General features: G+C 61.5%; 14 protein-coding genes. 6 read left to right on the top strand and 8 right to left on the bottom strand.

Going from position 1 to position 18,135, the window contains the following annotated elements; translation table 11 throughout:
- Positions 1–26: 26 nt before the first annotated feature.
- Together queF and copI are read right to left on the bottom strand one after the other, a co-directional pair.
- The gene (gene queF, locus AC3I65_RS08815; protein WP_139050702.1) at positions 27–857 is read right to left on the bottom strand and encodes an NADPH-dependent 7-cyano-7-deazaguanine reductase QueF; all 831 of its coding nucleotides are present in this window, start codon (positions 855–857) and stop codon (positions 27–29) included.
- Between the two features lie 61 nt (positions 858–918).
- Complete coding sequence (gene copI, locus AC3I65_RS08810) at positions 919–1,440, bottom strand: copper-resistant cuproprotein CopI (RefSeq protein WP_047227226.1); 522 nt, start codon at positions 1,438–1,440, stop codon at positions 919–921.
- A gap of 151 nt (positions 1,441–1,591) precedes the next feature.
- On the opposite strand from copI, the gene AC3I65_RS08805 reads away from it, so the two are divergent.
- Positions 1,592–2,272 carry a heavy metal response regulator transcription factor gene (locus tag AC3I65_RS08805; RefSeq protein WP_047227225.1) on the top strand — a complete coding sequence of 227 codons (681 nt, stop codon included), beginning with the start codon at positions 1,592–1,594 and terminating at the stop codon, positions 2,270–2,272.
- Positions 2,269–3,621 (top strand): heavy metal sensor histidine kinase, encoded by a 1,353-nt coding sequence (locus AC3I65_RS08800; protein ID WP_288916202.1) that lies wholly within the window; start codon positions 2,269–2,271, stop codon positions 3,619–3,621. Before AC3I65_RS08805 ends, AC3I65_RS08800 begins: the two co-directional genes overlap by 4 nt.
- A gap of 184 nt (positions 3,622–3,805) precedes the next feature.
- Here AC3I65_RS08800 and AC3I65_RS08795 read toward each other — a convergent pair whose 3' ends face one another.
- From AC3I65_RS08795 to AC3I65_RS08785, 3 genes are all read right to left on the bottom strand, one after another.
- Positions 3,806–5,050: a lipoprotein-releasing ABC transporter permease subunit gene (locus AC3I65_RS08795; protein WP_488523636.1), complete on the bottom strand. Its 1,245-nt coding sequence runs from the start codon at positions 5,048–5,050 to the stop codon at positions 3,806–3,808.
- Positions 5,051–5,113: 63 nt separating this feature from the next.
- Complete coding sequence (gene lolD / locus AC3I65_RS08790; protein WP_162843734.1) at positions 5,114–5,797, bottom strand: lipoprotein-releasing ABC transporter ATP-binding protein LolD; 684 nt, start codon at positions 5,795–5,797, stop codon at positions 5,114–5,116.
- Between the two features lie 7 nt (positions 5,798–5,804).
- Complete coding sequence (locus tag AC3I65_RS08785) at positions 5,805–7,055, bottom strand: lipoprotein-releasing ABC transporter permease subunit (RefSeq protein WP_047227222.1); 1,251 nt, start codon at positions 7,053–7,055, stop codon at positions 5,805–5,807.
- Positions 7,056–7,149: 94 nt separating this feature from the next.
- On the opposite strand from AC3I65_RS08785, the gene AC3I65_RS08780 reads away from it, so the two are divergent.
- Together AC3I65_RS08780 and AC3I65_RS08775 are read left to right on the top strand one after the other, a co-directional pair.
- A complete protein-coding gene (locus AC3I65_RS08780) occupies positions 7,150–7,746 on the top strand; it encodes a PilZ domain-containing protein (protein WP_488523635.1) in 597 nt (198 codons plus the stop codon).
- Entirely contained in the window at positions 7,743–8,465 is a 723-nt protein-coding gene (locus AC3I65_RS08775) for a glycerophosphodiester phosphodiesterase (protein WP_047227220.1), read from the top strand. Before AC3I65_RS08780 ends, AC3I65_RS08775 begins: the two co-directional genes overlap by 4 nt.
- A gap of 42 nt (positions 8,466–8,507) precedes the next feature.
- Here AC3I65_RS08775 and sthA read toward each other — a convergent pair whose 3' ends face one another.
- A complete protein-coding gene (sthA, locus tag AC3I65_RS08770) occupies positions 8,508–9,902 on the bottom strand; it encodes a Si-specific NAD(P)(+) transhydrogenase (protein WP_047227219.1) in 1,395 nt (464 codons plus the stop codon).
- Positions 9,903–10,374: 472 nt separating this feature from the next.
- Positions 10,375–11,373, bottom strand: coding sequence for an FAD:protein FMN transferase (locus AC3I65_RS08765; RefSeq protein ID WP_488523634.1), 999 nt, complete (start codon positions 11,371–11,373; stop codon positions 10,375–10,377).
- 225 nt (positions 11,374–11,598) lie between these two features.
- Between AC3I65_RS08765 and tcuC the strand changes: the two genes are divergently transcribed.
- Complete coding sequence (gene tcuC / locus AC3I65_RS08760; RefSeq protein WP_076385588.1) at positions 11,599–12,897, top strand: MFS transporter; 1,299 nt, start codon at positions 11,599–11,601, stop codon at positions 12,895–12,897.
- Between the two features lie 152 nt (positions 12,898–13,049).
- Here tcuC and AC3I65_RS08755 read toward each other — a convergent pair whose 3' ends face one another.
- On the bottom strand, positions 13,050–14,513 hold the full coding sequence (locus AC3I65_RS08755; protein WP_047227217.1) for a glyceraldehyde-3-phosphate dehydrogenase: 1,464 nt from the start codon (positions 14,511–14,513) through the stop codon (positions 13,050–13,052).
- Between the two features lie 168 nt (positions 14,514–14,681).
- Between AC3I65_RS08755 and mfd the strand changes: the two genes are divergently transcribed.
- Positions 14,682–18,131: a transcription-repair coupling factor gene (mfd, locus tag AC3I65_RS08750; protein WP_047227216.1), complete on the top strand. Its 3,450-nt coding sequence runs from the start codon at positions 14,682–14,684 to the stop codon at positions 18,129–18,131.
- Positions 18,132–18,135: the final 4 nt, after the last annotated feature.

The following is an 18,135-nucleotide window of genomic DNA, read 5'->3' as shown; positions in this document are numbered from 1 at the left end:
GAGCAGGCTCGCTCCCACAGGATTATTTATTGCCGGACCAGGCGATGGTTCGGCAGCTGCACCTCTTCGGTACTGCGATACGGGTTGATGTCCAGCCCACCCCGCCGCACATAGCGCGCATACACCGTCAATTTTTCCGGTTTGAGCAAGCGTTGCAGGTCGAGAAAGATCCGCTCCACGCACTGTTCGTGGAAATCCGAATGCTGGCGGAAGCTGACGATGTAGGCCAACAGGCTGGCAGGGTCCAGCGCCGCACCGCGATATTGCACCGCCACGCTTCCCCAGTCCGGCTGGCTCGTCACCGGGCAATTGGATTTGAGCAGATGGCTGTGCAGGCTTTGCTCCACGATGCGCGAATCATCGCAGCGCAGCAGCTCCGGGCGCGGATGCTCGTAGGAGTCGACGGTGATGTCCAAGTCATCGATGCACACGCCGGGTAATGCCACGACCCCTTCACTTTCCACGTCCTTGAGGCTGCGGATGCGCACGCCCACCGGTTTACCGGCGGCCGCCGACAGGTCCTGACGCAAGGTCGCTTCCAGGCTCGCGGTATCAGCGAATGGCGTCTGGTTCAGCGAGTTGAGGTACAGCTTGAAGGATTTGGATTCGATGATGTTCGGTGAATCCGCCGCGATTGCGAATTCACCAATGGCCACCACCGGTTTGCCAGACGGCAGCAGCCATGACAGCTCGAAACAGTTCCAGAAATCCACGCCCTTGTACGGCAGGGTCTCGGCCGTCAGGCCCAGTTCCGCCCATTTCGCGGTGCGCGGGATCGGAAACAGCAGTGACGGCGTGTACGTGGCGATGTATTCGCTGGATTTGCCCAGCGGCGAATGTTCGGCTGCGGGATGCATGACGGAAACCTGACTGAAGAATCAGCCAATTCTATCAGCCTTTGCCCCAGCCTTTGAGTGCTTACTGACTGACTGTCAGCTTGCCTTTCATCCCGGCCTGGTAGTGGCCGGGCACATTACAGGCGAACTCCAGCCGCATGGCCTTGTTGAAGGTCCAGGTCAGCTCGGCGGTTTTGCCCGGCTCCACCAGCACACTGTTGGGGTCTTCATGGCGCATGCCGGCCTCCCCGTGCCCCATGGAGTCATGGGCCATCCCTTGCTTCATTGCGGTCGGGGTCAGTTGTCCGCTCTGTTGCATCTTGAGCATTTCCTGCTGATGCTGGGCGTGCATCGCGGCATTGCCCAGGTTGAACTCATGCAGCAACTGACCTTTATTGATCAGCACGAACCGAACGGTCTCGCCAGCCTTGATATCAAGTGCACCGGGGTCGAAGGTCATGTCCCCCATCACCACATCGATGCTGCGACTGGCCTTGGCCGCCGAGGCAGGCTGGCCGAAATCAAAATGGCCCGGTGACGCCCACGTGGGCGTACTGAGCACCAGTGCAAAGGCGGTCAGGATCAAGCGGTTTGCCATTAACATGTCCATACTCCTGTCAGATTCAGCGTGTGAGAACTCTATCTCTGCACACCTGCCAATCGGCTTACGGCTCGATTACAACTTTGTCAGGTAGAGCCACGGCTACGTCCGACGCGGTATAACGCCCTCGTTCCAACAACGCCTTGAGCTGCCTATGAAACTGCTGATCGTCGAAGACCAAACCAAAACCGGCCAATACCTGCGCCAGGGCCTGACCGAAGCCGGGTTCAACGCCGACCTGGTGGCCGATGGCATTACCGGCCAGCAATTGGCCTTGAGCGGTGAATATGCCTTGCTGATCCTCGATGTGATGCTGCCCGGCCGCGATGGCTGGCAGATTTTGCAGGCCGTGCGCGGGGCCGGCCTGGATACGCCGGTGCTGTTTCTCACCGCGCGGGATGCGGTCCAGGATCGCGTGCATGGCCTGGAGTTGGGCGCCGACGATTACCTGGTCAAACCCTTTGCCTTTTCCGAACTGCTGGCGCGAGTCCGCAGCCTGTTGCGCCGTGGTAGTTCGACGCCCCAGGAAACCAGCTTGCGACTGGCGGACCTGCGCCTGGACCTGATCCGCCGCCGCGTCGAACGCAGCGGCCAGCGCATCGACCTCACGGCCAAGGAGTTCGCGTTGCTGGAAATGCTCCTGCGTCGCCAGGGCGAGGTCCTGCCCAAATCCCTGATTGCTTCCCAGGTCTGGGATATGAATTTCGACAGCGACACCAACGTCATCGAGGTCGCGATACGGCGCCTGCGAATCAAGATCGACGACGATTTCCCCAGCAAGCTGATCCACACCGTGCGGGGCATGGGGTATGTCCTTGAAGAGCGCAACCTGTGAGGGGGCGTTGGTCGCTGAGCAGCCGGCTGGCGCTGCTGTTCGCCGCCTGCACCGCCGTGGTCTCCCTGTTTGCCGGCGTGCTGTTCAGCCGTGGCAGCGAGGCGCACTTCATCGAGCTGGATCAGCAACTGCTCGAAGGCAAACTGATCGGCCTGCGTCGCGCCCTGCAGGGGCTTGATGCCGAGCAAACCCAAAACCGTCTGGCAGATGAACTCAGTCGCCAGGCCGACCTGGCCTTGCGCATCAAGGATAGCGATGGCGTGCGCTGGTACGACAGTTCGCTGCGGATTCCGGCTCAGTTGCCGGAGCGTCCCGGCCTGTCCACCCTCAGCGATGCCGACACTGACTACCGGGTATTGAATGCACCGCTGTACCCCGACCGCCCGGACTCGCCGCAACTGACGCTGCTGCTGGACATCACCCACCACCAGCATTTCCTGCAACGCATGCAGCGCCTGATCTGGCTGACGGTCGGCCTCTCGGCCCTGGCTACCGCCCTGCTCGGGGCCTGGGCCGCCCGGCGCGGCTTGCGACCGTTGCGGCGTATGGGGGCCATCGCCGGCAGCGTCTCGGCCCGCTCTCTCAATGCCCGACTGCCGGAAGAACACATGCCCGCCGAACTGGCGGAACTGGCCCACAGCATCAATGACATGCTCCGACGTCTCGATGATGCGTTTCAACGGCTCTCGGCGTTCTCTGCCGACATCGCCCATGAACTGCGCACCCCTTTATCGAACCTGCTGACCCACACCCAGGTCACCCTCACCCGCGAACGCTCGCTGGAGGATTATCGCGAAGCACTGCACAGCAATCTTGAAGAGCTGCAATGGATGGCGCAGTTGGTCAACGACATGCTCTATCTGGCCAAGGCTGACCACGGCTTGCTGGCACCCAGCCGCGAACCGCTGGAACTGGCTCAGGAAGTGGATCTGCTGCTGGAGTTTTTCGCCCCGCTGGCCGAAGACGCCCACGTCCGCTTGAGCCGTGAAGGCAACGGCCGCATCGACGGAGACCGCAGCATGTTGCGCCGGGCCCTGTCCAATTTGCTGGACAATGCTTTGCGCTTCACGCCTGACGGTGGCGAAGTACGGGTACATATTGTCGAGGGCGCTGGGCAGATGCATGTGAACGTGGAGAACAGCGGTGACGGGATTTCAGCGCATTTGCTGCCGCGTTTGTTCGACCGTTTCTATCGCGCCGACCCGGCCCGCCAGGAAGGCAGCAGTGAACACGCCGGGCTGGGGCTGGCCATCACCCGCTCCATCGTCCGCGCCCATGGCGGGCAGATCCGCTGCGAATCGGCCGATGGCTGGACGCGGTTTTTGATCGAGTTGCCGAAGGAAGATTAAGCCCAACGCAAACCCTGGTGGCGAGGGGATTTATCCCCGCTGGGCTGCGAAGCGGCCCTAAACCCTGGCACCTGGGTGTAGCAGGCAGGTTGAGTTGACTGTATTGGGGCTGCTTCGCAGCCCAGCGGGGATAAATCCCCTCGCCACAGAGAGTGTCGCCCTTGGCACAAGGTTTTGCGCTGATTCAGGAATAGCGCAACGCCTGTGCCGGCTCGACCTTCGCCGCACGCCAGGCCGGGTAAACCGTGGCGAGGAAGCTCAGGATGAACCCGGCCGAGCAGATCAGCACTACATCACCGCGTTGAAGCTCCGAAGGCAGGTTGCTGACGAAATACACGTCGGAACTGAAAATATGCTGGCCAGTGACCCTTTCCACCCAACCCACTAAATCACTGACGTTCAGTGCCGCAATCACCCCCAGCACGCCGCCAATCAGCGTGCCGACCACGCCAATCACCGTGCCCTGGACCATGAAAATCGCCATGATCTGCCGCGGCGTGGCGCCGATGGTGCGCAGGATCGCGATATCCGCGCCCTTATCGTTCACCACCATGATCAGGGTCGCGATGATGTTGAAGGCCGCCACCGCGACGATCATCAACAACAGCAGGCCGATCATGGTTTTTTCCATCTTCATGGCACTGAACAGGCTGCCCTGAGTGTGGGTCCAGTCGTCGGCCTTGTAGTCCGCGCCGAGGCCCGTGGCGATGTCGCCGGAAACTCGCGGCGCGGCGTACAGGTCCTTGACCGCCAGGCGCACACTTTGCACCTGCTTTGGCTGCCAATGTTGCATTTGCGCGGCGTCGGCCACGTGGATCAGCGCCATGGAGCCATCCAGTTCGGCGCCTACCTTGAACACGCCGACCACATTCAAGCGCTGCATCCGCGGGGTGATGCCGCCCGGCGCAGTGCTGATTTCCGGCACGATCAGGGTCAGTTTGTCCCCGACGTTCAAACGGAAGCGCCGAGCAGTGATTTCGCCGATCACCACGCCAAACTCGCCCGGTTTCAAGGCATCGAGACGCCCCTGGACAATATGCTGGGCGACAATGGACACCTTGCCCTCCTGGGCCGGGTCGATGCCGCTGATCTGGATCGGTTGCATCGCGCCTTTATGGCTGAGCATGCCTTCCATTTCAGTGAACGGCACGGCAGCGATCACCTCAGGATTTTTCAGCGCCGCGGCAGCCACCGGCTGCCAGTCGTCGATCGGCTTGACGCCGACGATGGTGGCGTGGGGCACCATGCCCAGGATGCGCGAGCTCATTTCGCGCTGGAAGCCATTCATCACCGACAGCACCACGATCATCGCCAGCACCCCCAGGGCGAGGCCGATCATCGAGGTCATGGAAATGAACGAAACAAAGCGATTGCGGCGCTTGGCGCGGGTATAGCGCGTGCCGATGAAGATCGATAACGGTCTGAACATTCGCGGGGCACCGTATGAAAATAAAAGACCCGGCGCTTGCAGCAAGCGCCGGGTTTCGGTCGGTCAAATGGGCGTCAGGCAACCTTCCTGCAAGTGCAGGACGCGGTCCATCTGCCGGGCCAGGTTCATGTCGTGGGTCACCACCAGGAACGCGGTACGCATTGAGGTACTGAGTTCCAGCATCAGGTCCTGAATGCCTTGGGCGGTGTGGGAGTCGAGGTTGCCGGTCGGCTCGTCGAGCATCACCAGCCCCGGCTTGTTGACCAGGGCCCGGGCAATCGCCACGCGCTGGCGCTCGCCACCGGACAACTCCGCCGGCTTGTGCTCCAGACGATGGCCCAACCCGACCCGCTCCAACAACGCCGTGGCCCGCTGGCGGGCTTCAGGGATCGCGGTGCGACCGATCAGCAGCGGCATGCAGACGTTCTCCAGCGCGGTGAACTCGGGCAGCAAATGGTGGAACTGGTAAACGAAGCCCAGGGAACGGTTACGCAGCAGGCCACGGGCCTTCTCGTTCAGCGCCGAGAGTTCTTCGCCGGCCAGCCAGACACTGCCGGCAGTCGGTGTATCGAGGCCGCCCAACAGATTGAGCAAGGTACTTTTGCCCGACCCGGACGTACCGACAATCGCCACACGCTCGCCCGGATGCAGCTCCAGCTGCAAGCCCGACAACACTACCACCGATTCCGGCCCCTCCTCGTAGGATTTGCCCAGGTTACGGCAGCTCAAGATTGCTTTTTCACTCATACCCGACTCACTCATAACGTAACGCCTCCGCAGGCTGGGTGCGCGCGGCACGCCAGGCTGGATACAGGGTGGCGAGGAAACTCAGGACCAACGCGGCGCCGCAGACCATCAACACATCGTCTGTCTGCAACTGCGACGGCAGGTAGTCGATGAAGTACACGTCGGCGTTGAGAAACTTGTGCCCGATCAGGCCTTCGAGAGCGGCAATCGCGGCGCTGACGTTCAGCGCGGCAAACATCCCGACCAAGGCGCCGACCACCGTACCGATCACGCCAATGACCGTGCCCTGGACCATGAAGATCCGCATGATCTGCCCCGGTGTAGCGCCAAGGGTGCGCAGGATGGCGATGTCGCCTTTCTTGTCATTCACCACCATCACCAGAGTGGAGATGATGTTGAACGCGGCAACGGCGACGATCAGCAGCAATAGCAGGCCGATCATGGCTTTTTCCATGCGGATCGCCTGGTACAGGTTGCCGTGGGTGCGGGTCCAGTCTCGGGCGTAGTAGCGGTCTTCGCCGAGCTGCTGGGCGATGGTCCACGCGACGCGCGGCGCCTGGAACAGATCATCGAACTTCAGCCGCAGGCCCTGGACCTGATCCGGCTTCCAGCGATGCAGGCGCGCCAGGTCCTGAAGGTTGGTGACGCCCAGGTAACCGTCCAGCTCGCCGGCGCCGACATGGAAGATGCCGACCACGGTAAAGCGCTTCATGCGCGGGAACATACCGCCCGGGGTCACGGTGACTTCCGGTGCCACGAAGGTCAGCTTGTCGCCGATGGCGGCGCCGAGCTTGGCAGCGGCCTTGTCACCGATGACGATGCCAAAGCTGCCCGGCGCCAGGTCGTCGAGTTTGCCCTGCTTCATGAAGTTGTCGATGATCGACACCTGCCGCTCAAGCCCAGGGTCAATGCCATTGAGCAAGACCTTGGAAACCTTGCCATTGTGGGTCAGCAGCCCCTGCATCTGGGTGAACGGCGCAACCGCCAGCACCTGCGGGTTCTGCTTGACCTTGGCGGCCAGGCTCGGCCAGTCGCTGATGGCTTCGCCGGTTTCGAGGGTGGCGTGGGGCACCATGCCCAGCACGCGAGTGCGCATCTCATGGTCGAACCCGTTCATCACCGACAGCACGACGATCATCACGACCACGCCAAGGGCCAGCCCGATGATTGAAGTCAGGGAAATGAACGATACGAAATGATTGCGACGTTTTGCACGGGTATAACGCGTGCCGATAAATACGAAGAGAGGTCTGAACATGTCGGGGCTTGTTCGGAGGGAAAAGGAACGTCCTTGTGGCGGGGGTCACAAACCAGCTTTACACTCAGACCACCGCCGCTACCATGGGTTCGCCATGTCGACATTAGATGAAGAAGATCGCCGCGAATACTACCGTATCGAGGACACGATCGCACTGGAAATTCGGCCCCTCTCCATTCCTGAAGCTGCTGGCCAGGAAGTGTTGCAGGATGCTTCTCCACTGTTCAATCTGCTCAGCGAATTGCACCTGAGCGAATTCGAATCGCAACACCTGCTGCGCCAGATCAGCGAGCGCGAGCGCAGCATCGCGGCTTACCTCAAGGCGATGAACAAACGCATCGACCTGCTCAGTCAGGTCATTGCCCTGACGGCGCTCGGCGAAATCGGCGAACCGCAGCCGGTGATCATTTCCGAGGGCGGCATCGACTTCCAATACCCCACCCCCATTGCCGTCGGCGCGCACCTGTCGATCAAGATGGTGCTGATGCCCCAGGCCCTGGGGCTGTTGCTCCGGGCCCGGGTCACTCATTGCGACCCCAAGGGCGACGGCTATGACGTGGGCACCGAGTTCGAACGCCCCACCGACGCCCAGCGCCAGTTGCTGGCCCGCTACATCCTGCAGAAACAGGCGCAAGAGCGACGCCTGGCGCGGGAACTGAACGAATCCGGCATCAATAAGGAAGAACCGTGACCCTCATTTATGGCCACCGTGGCGCCAAGGGCGAAGCGCCAGAAAATACCCTGACCGGTTTTCAGGAGTGCCTCAAGCACGGCGTGCGCCGATGCGAGCTGGACCTGCACCTTTCAATGGACGGCGAGTTGATGGTGATCCACGACCCGACCCTCAAGCGCACCACCGATCGCCGGGGCAAGGTGGTGGAGCATTCGGCCGCCGAGCTGGTGACCTACGATGCGCGCAAGGGTGGCCCGGGCTGGATCAAGCCGTGCCCGATCCCGCGCCTGGAGGAGCTGTTCGAAAAATGTGATTTCGAGCATTGGCAACTGGAGGTCAAGAGTGCCTCACGCACCCGCGCCGCCGCCACCGTGCTGGGGATCCGCGAAATGGCCCAGCGTTTCGGGTTGCTGGACAAAATCACCATCACCTCCAGCTCCCGGGAAGTGCTCAAGGCTGCCCTGGACCTGACCCCGGACATCTCCCGCGGGCTGGTGGCCGAATACGCCTGGCTCGACCCACTGAAGGTCGCCCAGAGTTACGGCTGCGAGATTCTGGCGCTCAACTGGACGCTGTGTACGCCGGAACGCCTGATCAAGGCCCAGCGTCAGGGGTTGCATGTATCAGTGTGGACCGTCAACGAACCCGCGCTGATGCGCAGGCTCGCCGACTTCGGCGTTGACAGCCTGATTACAGACTTTCCCGGTTTGGCCACTGCCACCCTCGAGAATTGCTGAAATCGGTCTCCCCGGCCGGCTCAGGCCACCGGCCGGAGCCGCTCAAAAAAGCCGGTTGAGCCCGTCATAGGCCGCTACCCGATAGGCTTCGGCCATGGTCGGGTAGTTGAAGGTCGTGTTGACGAAGTATTTCAGCGTGTTCAACTCGCCCGGCTGGTTCATGATCGCCTGGCCGATGTGAACGATCTCCGACGCCTGGTAACCGAAGCAGTGCACGCCCAGCACTTCCAGCGTCTCGCGGTGGAACAGGATCTTCAGCATGCCCTGCGGCTCTCCGGCGATCTGCGCCCGCGCCATGCTCTTGAAGAAGGCCTTGCCCACTTCATAGGGCACCTTGGCCTGGGTCAGCTCCTGCTCGTTCTTGCCGATCGAGCTGATCTCCGGAATGGTGTAGATGCCGGTCGGTACGTCGTTGACGAAGCGCCAGCTCCCGTTGTCGACAATGCTGCCGGCCGCTGAACGGCCCTGGTCATGGGCGGCGCTGGCCAGGCTCGGCCAACCGATCACGTCACCGGCACCGTAGATGTTCGTCACACAGGTGCGGTAGTTCTCGTCAACTTCGATCTGGCCACGGCTGTTGACCTTCACGCCGATGTTTTCCAGGCCCAGGGTGTCGGTGTTGCCGGTACGGCCGTTGCACCAGAGCAAGGCGTCGGCCTTGATTTTCTTGCCGGACTTGAGGTGCAGGATCACGCCGTTGTCCACGCCTTCGACGCGGTCGTAGTCCTCGTTGTGCCGCACGGTGATGTTGTTGTTGCTGAAGTGATAGCTCAGGGCCTGGGAGATTTCCGAGTCCAGGAAGCTCAGCAACTGGCCGCGGTTATCCACCAGTTCCACCAGCACACCCAAGCCGCTGAAGATCGAGGCGTATTCGCAACCGATCACCCCGGCGCCGTAGACAATCAGCTTACGCGGGGTGTGGCCCAGGCTCAGGATCGTGTCGCTATCGTAGATACGTGCGTGGTTGAAATCGATATCGGCCGGACGATACGGGCGCGAGCCGGTGGCGATGATGATGTGCTTGGCCACCAGCTTTTCGACCACGCCATTGCCGCAGACCACTTCAACGGTCTGCTCGTCGGCAAAGCTGCCGGTGCCGAAGAACACGTCGACCCGGTTGCGGGCGTAGTAACCGGTGCGCGAGGCGACTTGCTTGGAGATCACCTTCTCGGCGCTCTTGAGCACGTCCGGGAAGGAGAACCAGCGCGGCTCGCCGATGGCGCGGAACATCGGGTTGGTGTTGAACTGCATGATCTGCCGGACCGAGTGACGCAAGGCCTTGGACGGGATGGTGCCCAAGTGGGTGCAGTTGCCACCGACCTGCCGACGGCTGTCGACCATCGCGACCTTGCGCCCTGCCTTGGCGGCGTTCATTGCCGCGCCCTCTCCCGCCGGGCCGGAACCCAATACCACCACGTCGTAGTTGTAGACAGCCATGCGTACTCCTCAGAACAGGCCGCGGCGCCACATTTGGCACCACGGCTAAATCATGCCGGCCAGCGACATGAAGGAACAATTTGGGGCCGGTTCATGAGCCCGGCCACAGTCTATAGAAGCGTCAACGCCGCGCACATTACCCCTTGGTCGCGTCGTAGGCTAGGGGGCGTTCTCAATTAGTTTCCCCACCGCGTTGTGCCTTAAAGCGGGCCAGGCAAGGCGCAGGCCGCTGGGAATGGTGTTCCCTTTCCAAGGCCTGCAACGCAGCATGGCCCGCTTTAAGGCGCAACCCGGAGGGCCGGGCCTGCTGTTGTGCAGGGCTGCGTTGCTCGAAGCTTATTTGGAATGACCAAACCACGCTTCTCGCGCCTTGCCCTGCACAACCGCAGACCCGGCGCGGTGGGGAAACTAATTGAGAACGCCCCCTTTGCCTGCGCTATTTCGCCACAGGTGCGCTTTCAGCGCGCTGTCATCATTGGGTTTTTCCGCCAGTCATCCGTTCAAATGCTTCATTGGTGCGAACGATGAAACGGTCATTGTCCCGCAATACGAAAAATACCCCGATGCCATGCTTCTGGGCATAGTCCCAACCCCGTTCAGGACCGAGAATCAGCAACAGCGTCGATAGTCCATCGGCCATCAACGCCGAAGGATGAATCACCGTGACTGACGCGAGGTTGTGTAGGACCGGTGCACCGGTGCGCGCATCAAAGGTGTGGGAATAACGCCTGCCGCCCTGTTCGAAATATTTGCGGTAGTCGCCCGAGGTGGAAACCCCGTAGCCGTTGACCTCGATGACGCGCTCAGCCACCCGCCGGTCGTCCCGGGGTTCTTCCAGGGCGATACGCCAGGCGGCACCATCGGGTTTGCGTCCGGCGGCCTTGAGTTCGCCAGTGACCTCGGCCAGATAGCTGTCGATGCCCAAGGCCTTGAACCGGCTGGCGATCCGGTCGACGGCATAACCGGCGGCGATACTGTTGAAGTCGACTTCCACCGCGGCGTCTTTGCACAAGCGGTCGCCGTCGATGCGCAGATGAGCATGCCCGACGCGTTGGCGCACCTGGGCCAGGGCTTCTGCGGTCGGTACTTTCTCTGCTCGGGACTGGGGACCGAAGCCCCACAGGTTGAGCAGCGGCTCCACCGTCAGATCGAAAGAACCGTCGCTTTGGGAGGACAACTGCTCACCCACGCGGATCAACTCCAGGACAGGGCCAGGCATGATCTGGCAGCTATTGGCCGGCAACGCATTGAACCGTTCGATGTCCGAATCGCTGCGATAGGTCGAGAACTGTCGATCCACTTCGGCGAGGATGCTTTCCACCTCGGCCCGCACCGCTTTCGGTGCAGGCGCGGCGGAATGCCTGACGTACTGAATCGAATAGTGGCTGCCCATGGTCGGGCCGTCGAAGCGCTCCAGGGTGTCGCCGTTGCCGCAACCGGACAACACGCCGACCAGCACCACAAGCCCCATCCATCGTCCAGTTAACAAATCTTCATCCCCCCTCGAAACCGCGCCGGCCATTATGGGCTTCAGCGCCCTTCAGTCCAGATGCAAAAAACTGTGGGAGCGAGCCTGCTCGCGATAGCGTCGGATCAAACGACATTGATGTGACTGACACACCGCTATCGCGAGCGGGCTCGCTCCCACAGTGGGTGCAGCGCTTTCATACAAGATTGTCAGAGTGAGTACCTACCCATGCCTTCCAACACCAGCAACGGCAAGGCGATCTTTCGCGTTGTCAGCGGCAACTTCCTGGAGATGTTCGACTTCATGGTCTATGGCTTCTACGCCACGGCCATTGCCAAGACGTTCTTCCCGACCGACAGTGCTTTCGCCTCGCTGATGCTGTCCCTGGCCACATTTGGCGCCGGGTTCTTGATGCGCCCGTTGGGGGCGATTTTTCTCGGGGCCTACATCGACCGGCACGGCCGCCGCAAAGGCTTGATCATCACCTTGGCGATGATGGCCGCCGGCACCGTGCTGATCGCCTGTGTGCCGGGTTACACCACCCTCGGCGTGGCGGCACCGCTGCTGGTGCTGTTGGGGCGATTGTTGCAGGGCTTTTCCGCCGGGGTTGAGCTGGGTGGCGTGTCGGTGTATCTGGCAGAAATTTCCACGCCGGGGCGCAAGGGTTTCTTTGTTAGTTGGCAATCCGCCAGTCAACAGGCCGCCGTCGTGTTTGCCGGCCTGCTGGGCGTTGGCCTCAATCACTGGCTGAGTCCCCAGGAGATGGGCGAATGGGGCTGGCGCGTGCCGTTTCTGGTGGGTTGCATGATCGTGCCGGTGATATTCGTGATCCGTCGCTCCTTGGAAGAAACACCTGAATTCCAGGCGAGAAAACATCGCCCTACCCTGTCGCAAATCATCCGTTCCATCGGTCAGAACTTCGGCATCGTCCTGGCGGGCATGGCGCTGGTGGTGATGACCACGGTGTCGTTTTACTTGATCACGGCGTACACGCCGACCTTCGGTAAAGCCGAATTGAACCTGTCGGATCTGGATGCGTTGCTGGTGACGGTATGCATCGGGCTGTCGAACTTCTTCTGGCTGCCGGTGATGGGCGCATTTTCCGACAAGATCGGACGCAAGCCCTTGCTGCTGGGGGCGACTATCCTGGCGATCCTCACGGCATATCCGGCGCTGTCCTGGCTGGTGGCGAACCCCAGCTTCAGCCATTTGCTGATCGTGGAGTTGTGGTTGTCGTTCCTGTATGGATCGTACAACGGCGCCATGGTAGTCGCCTTGACGGAAATCATGCCGCTGGAAGTGCGCACCACCGGCTTCTCCCTGGCCTACAGCCTGGCAACAGCGACCTTCGGCGGGTTTACGCCAGCGGCCTGTACTTATCTGATTCATGTGCTGGGCAACAAGGCCGCGCCGGGGATCTGGCTTAGTGGCGCGGCGGTGTTGGGGCTGATTGCTACCTTGGTGTTGTTCAGGGGCAATCGCCATGAACTGCGGACTGCACAGGCCTTGGCGGCGAGCGGCGCCTGACAGATTGCTATCGCGAGCAGGCTCGCTCCCACAGGATTTACTCGGTCCAATGTGGGAGCGAGCCTGCTCGCGATGAGGCCAGCCCGGGCGACAGAAAACCCAGACAAAAAAACGCCCCGACAAGTCGGGGCGTTTTCATGTGCAGCTAAGGCTTAGCGCGGGAATGCTGGCGGGTTTACACCGGCCATGTCTTCCATCACGCGAACGACCTGGCAGCTATAACCGAACTCGTTGTCGTACCAGACGTACAGCACAACGCGGTTGTCCTGAACGATGGTCGCTTCAGCGTCGACCACGCCGGCATGGCGCGAGCCAACGAAGTCGGTGGACACCACTTCCTGGGAATTGACGAAATCGATCTGCTTGTGCAGGTCGGAGTGCAGCGCCATATAGCGCAGGTACTCGTTCATCTCTTCACGGGTGGCGGCTTTCTCAAGGTTCAGGTTGAGGATGGCCATCGACACGTTCGGCGTCGGTACACGGATCGCGTTGCCGGTCAGCTTGCCGGCCAGCTCAGGCAAAGCCTTGGCAGCAGCGGTGGCGGCACCGGTCTCGGTGATCACCATGTTCAGCGCGGCGCTGCGGCCACGACGGTCGCCTTTGTGGAAGTTGTCGATCAGGTTCTGGTCGTTGGTGTACGAGTGAACGGTTTCAACGTGACCGTTGATGATGCCGAACTTGTCGTTCACAGCCTTGAGCACCGGCACGATGGCGTTGGTGGTGCACGAAGCGGCGGAGACGATCTTGTCGTCAGCGGTGATTTCGTTGTGGTTGATGCCGTGAACGATGTTCTTGAGCTTGCCCTTGCCAGGTGCGGTCAGAACAACGCGGTCGACACCCGGGCATGCCAGGTGCTGGCCCAGGCCATCGGCGTCACGCCATACACCGGTGTTGTCCACCAGCAGTGCGTCCTTGATGCCGTACTGGGTGTAATCCACCTCGGTCGGGTTCTTCGCGTAGATCACCTGGATCAGGTTACCGTTGGCCGTGATGGTGTTGTTTTCTTCGTCGATGGTAATGGTGCCGTTGAACGAACCATGGACCGAATCGCGACGCAGCAGGCTGGCGCGCTTGGTCAGGTCGTTCTCCGCGCCTTTGCGCACCACGATGGCACGCAGGCGCAAACCATCGCCACCACCGGTTTTCTCGATCAGGATGCGCGCCAGCAGACGACCGATACGACCGAAGCCGTAGAGCACGACGTCGGTGCCTTTGCGTGCCGAAACGTTTTGCTGGCCAACCACATCAGCCATCTCTTCGCGAACGAACTGCTCGGCGCTACGGCCGTTGCCTTCGTTACGGAATTTGAACGCCAGCTTGCCCAGGTCCACCGAAGCCGCGCCGAGCTTGAGCTCGCTCATGGCCTTGAGCAGAGGGAATGTTTCGTGGACGGAGAGTTCGCTGTCGTCGGAAGAACGGTGGCGAGCAAAGCGGTGAGCCTTGAGAATCGCGATGACAGACTGGTTGATCAGGCTGCGGCCATAGATCGAGCTCACCACGTTGTTATTGCGGTAGAGCTGACCGATGAGAGGGATCATCGCTTCTGCGAGTGCTTCACGATCGATCCATTCACCAAGACACTGGTCGGGCTTCTGAGTCACGGGAACCTTCCACATGTAGGGGCTGAAAAAAGGGGCTACATTATGCCGCCGACTCTTCGGCGGAGCAATGCGCGCCTGTCGCACCGTGGTTTTCCTGTTCGCCAGGGTAGTCTGCGACTGACAGGCGCCCCCTTCCCCCGCTACAATTGCCGACTTTGTCGCAACGCTGGAGCTCAACCTTCCGTGCCCGTTCTGCGTCTCCCGCTTCTCCCTGCCGCGGCAGGTAAACAGCACTGGGGCAACCTGCCCGGTGCCGCCCTGAGCCTGGCCATTGCCGAGGCTGCCAGCGCTGCAAAGCGCTTTACCCTGCTGCTGACCGCCGACAGCCAAAGCGCCGAGCGGCTCGAACAGGAACTGAGTTTCTTCGCCCCGGATTTGCCTGTGCTGCATTTCCCGGACTGGGAAACCCTGCCCTACGATCTGTTTTCGCCCCACCAGGACATCATTTCCCAGCGAATCGCCAGCCTTTATCGATTGCCGGAGCTCAGTCATGGCGTTTTGGTAGTGCCGATCACCACGGCCCTACATCGTCTGGCACCGACCCAGTTTTTGCTCGGCAGCAGCCTGGTGCTGGACATCGGCCAGAAGCTCGACGTCGAGCAAATGCGCAGCCGTCTTGAAGCCAGTGGCTATCGTTGCGTCGACACGGTGTACGAGCACGGCGAGTTCGCGGTACGCGGCGCGCTGATCGATCTGTTCCCGATGGGCAGCAAGTTGCCTTACCGCATCGACCTGTTCGATGACGAAATCGAAACCCTGCGCACTTTCGACCCGGAAAACCAACGCTCCATCGACAAAGTACAGTCGGTGCGCCTGCTGCCGGCCAAGGAATTCCCGCTGCAAAAAGACGCCGTGACCCGCTTCAAGGCGCGCTTTCGCGAACGCTTCGATGTGGATTTCCGTCGCTGCCCGATCTTCCAGGACCTGAGCAGCGGGATCACTCCCGCCGGTATCGAGTACTACCTGCCGCTGTTTTTCGAAGAAACCTCCACCCTGTTCGATTACCTGCCCCAGGACACTCAGGTGTTTTCCCTGCCCGGCATCGAGCAGGCGGCGGAAAACTTCTGGAACGATGTGCGCAATCGCTACGAAGAGCGCCGCGTCGATCCTTCCCGTCCTTTATTGCCACCGGCCGAGCTGTTCCTGCCGGTGGAAGACTGCTTCGCCCGGCTCAAGAACTGGCCACGCGTGGTGGCAAGCCAGCAGGACGTGGAAACGGGCGTCGGCCGCGAACGCTTCCCGGCCAAGGCCTTGCCGGACCTGGCGATCGAAGCCAAGGCCACGCAGCCACTGGCGGCCCTGGCCGGTTTTCTCGACGGTTTCCCCGGCCGCGTGCTGTTCACCGCCGAATCCGCCGGTCGTCGTGAAGTGCTGCTGGAACTGCTTGAACGCCTGAAACTTAGGCCGAAAACCGTCGATAGCTGGCCAGACTTCGTCGCCGGCAAAGACCGCCTGGCGATTACTATCGCGCCGCTGAACGATGGCCTTGTCCTGGAAGACCCGGCCCTGGCGCTGGTGGCCGAAAGCCCATTGTTCGGCCAACGCGTCATGCAGCGTCGGCGTCGCGAGAAACGTGCCGACGCCGCCAACGACGCGGTCATCAAGAACCTCACCGAGCTGCGCGAAGGCGCGCCAGTGGTGCACATCGACCACGGCGTAGGCCGCTACCTGGGTCTGGCGACCCTGGAAATCGACAACCAGGCCGCCGAGTTCCTCACCCTTGAATACGCCGAAGGCGCCAAGCTCTACGTGCCGGTGGCTAACCTGCACCTGATCGCCCGCTACACCGGTAGCGACGACGCCCTGGCGCCGCTGCATCGGCTGGGTTCGGAAACCTGGCAGAAAGCCAAGCGCAAGGCCGCCGAACAGGTGCGCGACGTGGCCGCCGAGTTGCTGGACATCTATGCCCGTCGCGCCGCCCGCGAGGGCTACGCCTTCGCCGACCCGAAAGCCGACTACGAAACCTTCAGCGCCGGGTTCCCCTTCGAGGAAACCGTCGACCAGCAAACCACCATCGAGGCCGTGCGCGCTGACATGCTCGCGCCCAAACCGATGGACCGGCTGGTGTGCGGCGATGTCGGTTTCGGCAAGACCGAAGTGGCGATGCGCGCCGCATTCATTGCCGTGCACGGCGGCAAGCAGGTGGCAATCCTGGTGCCCACCACCCTGCTTGCCCAGCAGCACTACAACAGTTTCCGCGACCGCTTCGCCGACTGGCCGGTGACCGTGGAGGTGATGAGCCGCTTCAAGTCCACCAAGGAAGTGAACGCGGCGGTGGCCGATCTGGCCGAGGGCAAGATCGACATCGTCATCGGCACGCACAAACTGCTGCAGGACGATGTGAAGATCAAAAACCTGGGGCTGGTGATCATCGACGAAGAGCACCGCTTTGGCGTGCGCCAGAAAGAACAGCTCAAGGCCCTGCGCAGCGAGGTCGACATCCTGACCCTGACGGCCACGCCGATCCCGCGCACGCTGAACATGGCAGTGTCGGGCATGCGTGACCTGTCGATCATCGCCACGCCGCCGGCCCGTCGCCTGTCGGTGCGCACCTTCGTCATGGAGCAGAACAAAAGCACGATCAAGGAAGCCCTGCTGCGCGAGTTGCTGCGTGGCGGCCAGGTCTATTACCTGCACAACGACGTCAAGACCATCGAGAAATGCGCCGCCGATCTGGCCGAGCTGGTGCCGGAAGCGCGCATCGGCATCGGCCACGGGCAGATGCGCGAACGTGAACTCGAACAGGTGATGAGCGATTTCTACCACAAGCGCTTCAACGTGCTGATCGCCTCGACCATCATCGAGACCGGCATCGATGTGCCGAGCGCCAACACCATCATCATCGAGCGCGCCGACAAATTCGGCCTGGCCCAGTTGCACCAGTTGCGCGGTCGAGTCGGGCGCAGTCACCACCAGGCCTACGCCTACCTGTTGACACCACCGCGCCAGCAGATCACCCCGGACGCGGAAAAGCGCCTGGAAGCCATCGCCAACACCCAGGACCTGGGCGCCGGTTTCGTGCTGGCCACCAACGACCTGGAAATCCGCGGTGCAGGCGAGTTGCTGGGCGACGGCCAGAGCGGCCAGATCCAGGCGGTGGGCTTCACCCTGTACATGGAAATGCTCGAACGGGCGGTCAAGTCGATCCGCAAGGGTGAGCAACCGAACCTCGACCAACCGTTGGGCGGCGGGCCGGAAATCAATCTGCGGGTGCCGGCGCTGATCCCGGAAGACTACCTGCCGGATGTCCACGCACGGCTGATCCTCTACAAACGCATCGCCTCGGCCACTGACGAAGAAGGCCTCAAGGACCTGCAAGTGGAGATGATCGACCGCTTCGGTCTGCTGCCGGAGCCAACCAAGAATCTGGTGCGTACCACCTGGCTCAAGCTCAAGGCCGAGCAACTGGGCATCAAGAAAGTCGACGGCGGCCCCAATGGTGGTCGTATCGAGTTCGAAGCCCAGACGCCGGTCGATCCGCTGGTACTGATCAAGCTGATCCAGGGCCAGCCCAAACGCTACAAGTTTGAAGGTGCCACGATGTTCAAGTTCATGGTGCCCATGGAACGCCCGGAAGAGCGTTTCAATACCGTAGAAGCGCTGTTCGAGCGCCTCACTCCGACCCCTGCTTGAAGGA

This window comes from Pseudomonas sp. N-1-13 (genome assembly GCF_057787095.1).
This window is presented reverse-complemented; position numbering and strand designations above follow the sequence as displayed.

Bases quoted from the DNA above. Each gene is read 5' to 3' on its own strand.
- queF (WP_139050702.1), bottom strand. From the start codon at position 857: ATGCATCCCGCAGCCGAACATTCGCCGCTGGGCAAATCCAGCGAATAC.
- copI (WP_047227226.1), bottom strand. From the start codon at position 1,440: ATGTTAATGGCAAACCGCTTGATCCTGACCGCCTTTGCACTGGTGCTC.
- AC3I65_RS08805 (WP_047227225.1), top strand. From the start codon at position 1,592: ATGAAACTGCTGATCGTCGAAGACCAAACCAAAACCGGCCAATACCTG.
- AC3I65_RS08795 (WP_488523636.1), bottom strand. From the start codon at position 5,050: ATGTTCAGACCGTTATCGATCTTCATCGGCACGCGCTATACCCGCGCC.
- lolD (WP_162843734.1), bottom strand. From the start codon at position 5,797: ATGAGTGAAAAAGCAATCTTGAGCTGCCGTAACCTGGGCAAATCCTAC.
- AC3I65_RS08785 (WP_047227222.1), bottom strand. From the start codon at position 7,055: ATGTTCAGACCTCTCTTCGTATTTATCGGCACGCGTTATACCCGTGCA.
- AC3I65_RS08780 (WP_488523635.1), top strand. From the start codon at position 7,150: ATGTCGACATTAGATGAAGAAGATCGCCGCGAATACTACCGTATCGAG.
- sthA (WP_047227219.1), bottom strand. From the start codon at position 9,902: ATGGCTGTCTACAACTACGACGTGGTGGTATTGGGTTCCGGCCCGGCG.
- AC3I65_RS08765 (WP_488523634.1), bottom strand. From the start codon at position 11,373: ATGGGGCTTGTGGTGCTGGTCGGCGTGTTGTCCGGTTGCGGCAACGGC.
- tcuC (WP_076385588.1), top strand. From the start codon at position 11,599: ATGCCTTCCAACACCAGCAACGGCAAGGCGATCTTTCGCGTTGTCAGC.
- AC3I65_RS08755 (WP_047227217.1), bottom strand. From the start codon at position 14,513: ATGTGGAAGGTTCCCGTGACTCAGAAGCCCGACCAGTGTCTTGGTGAA.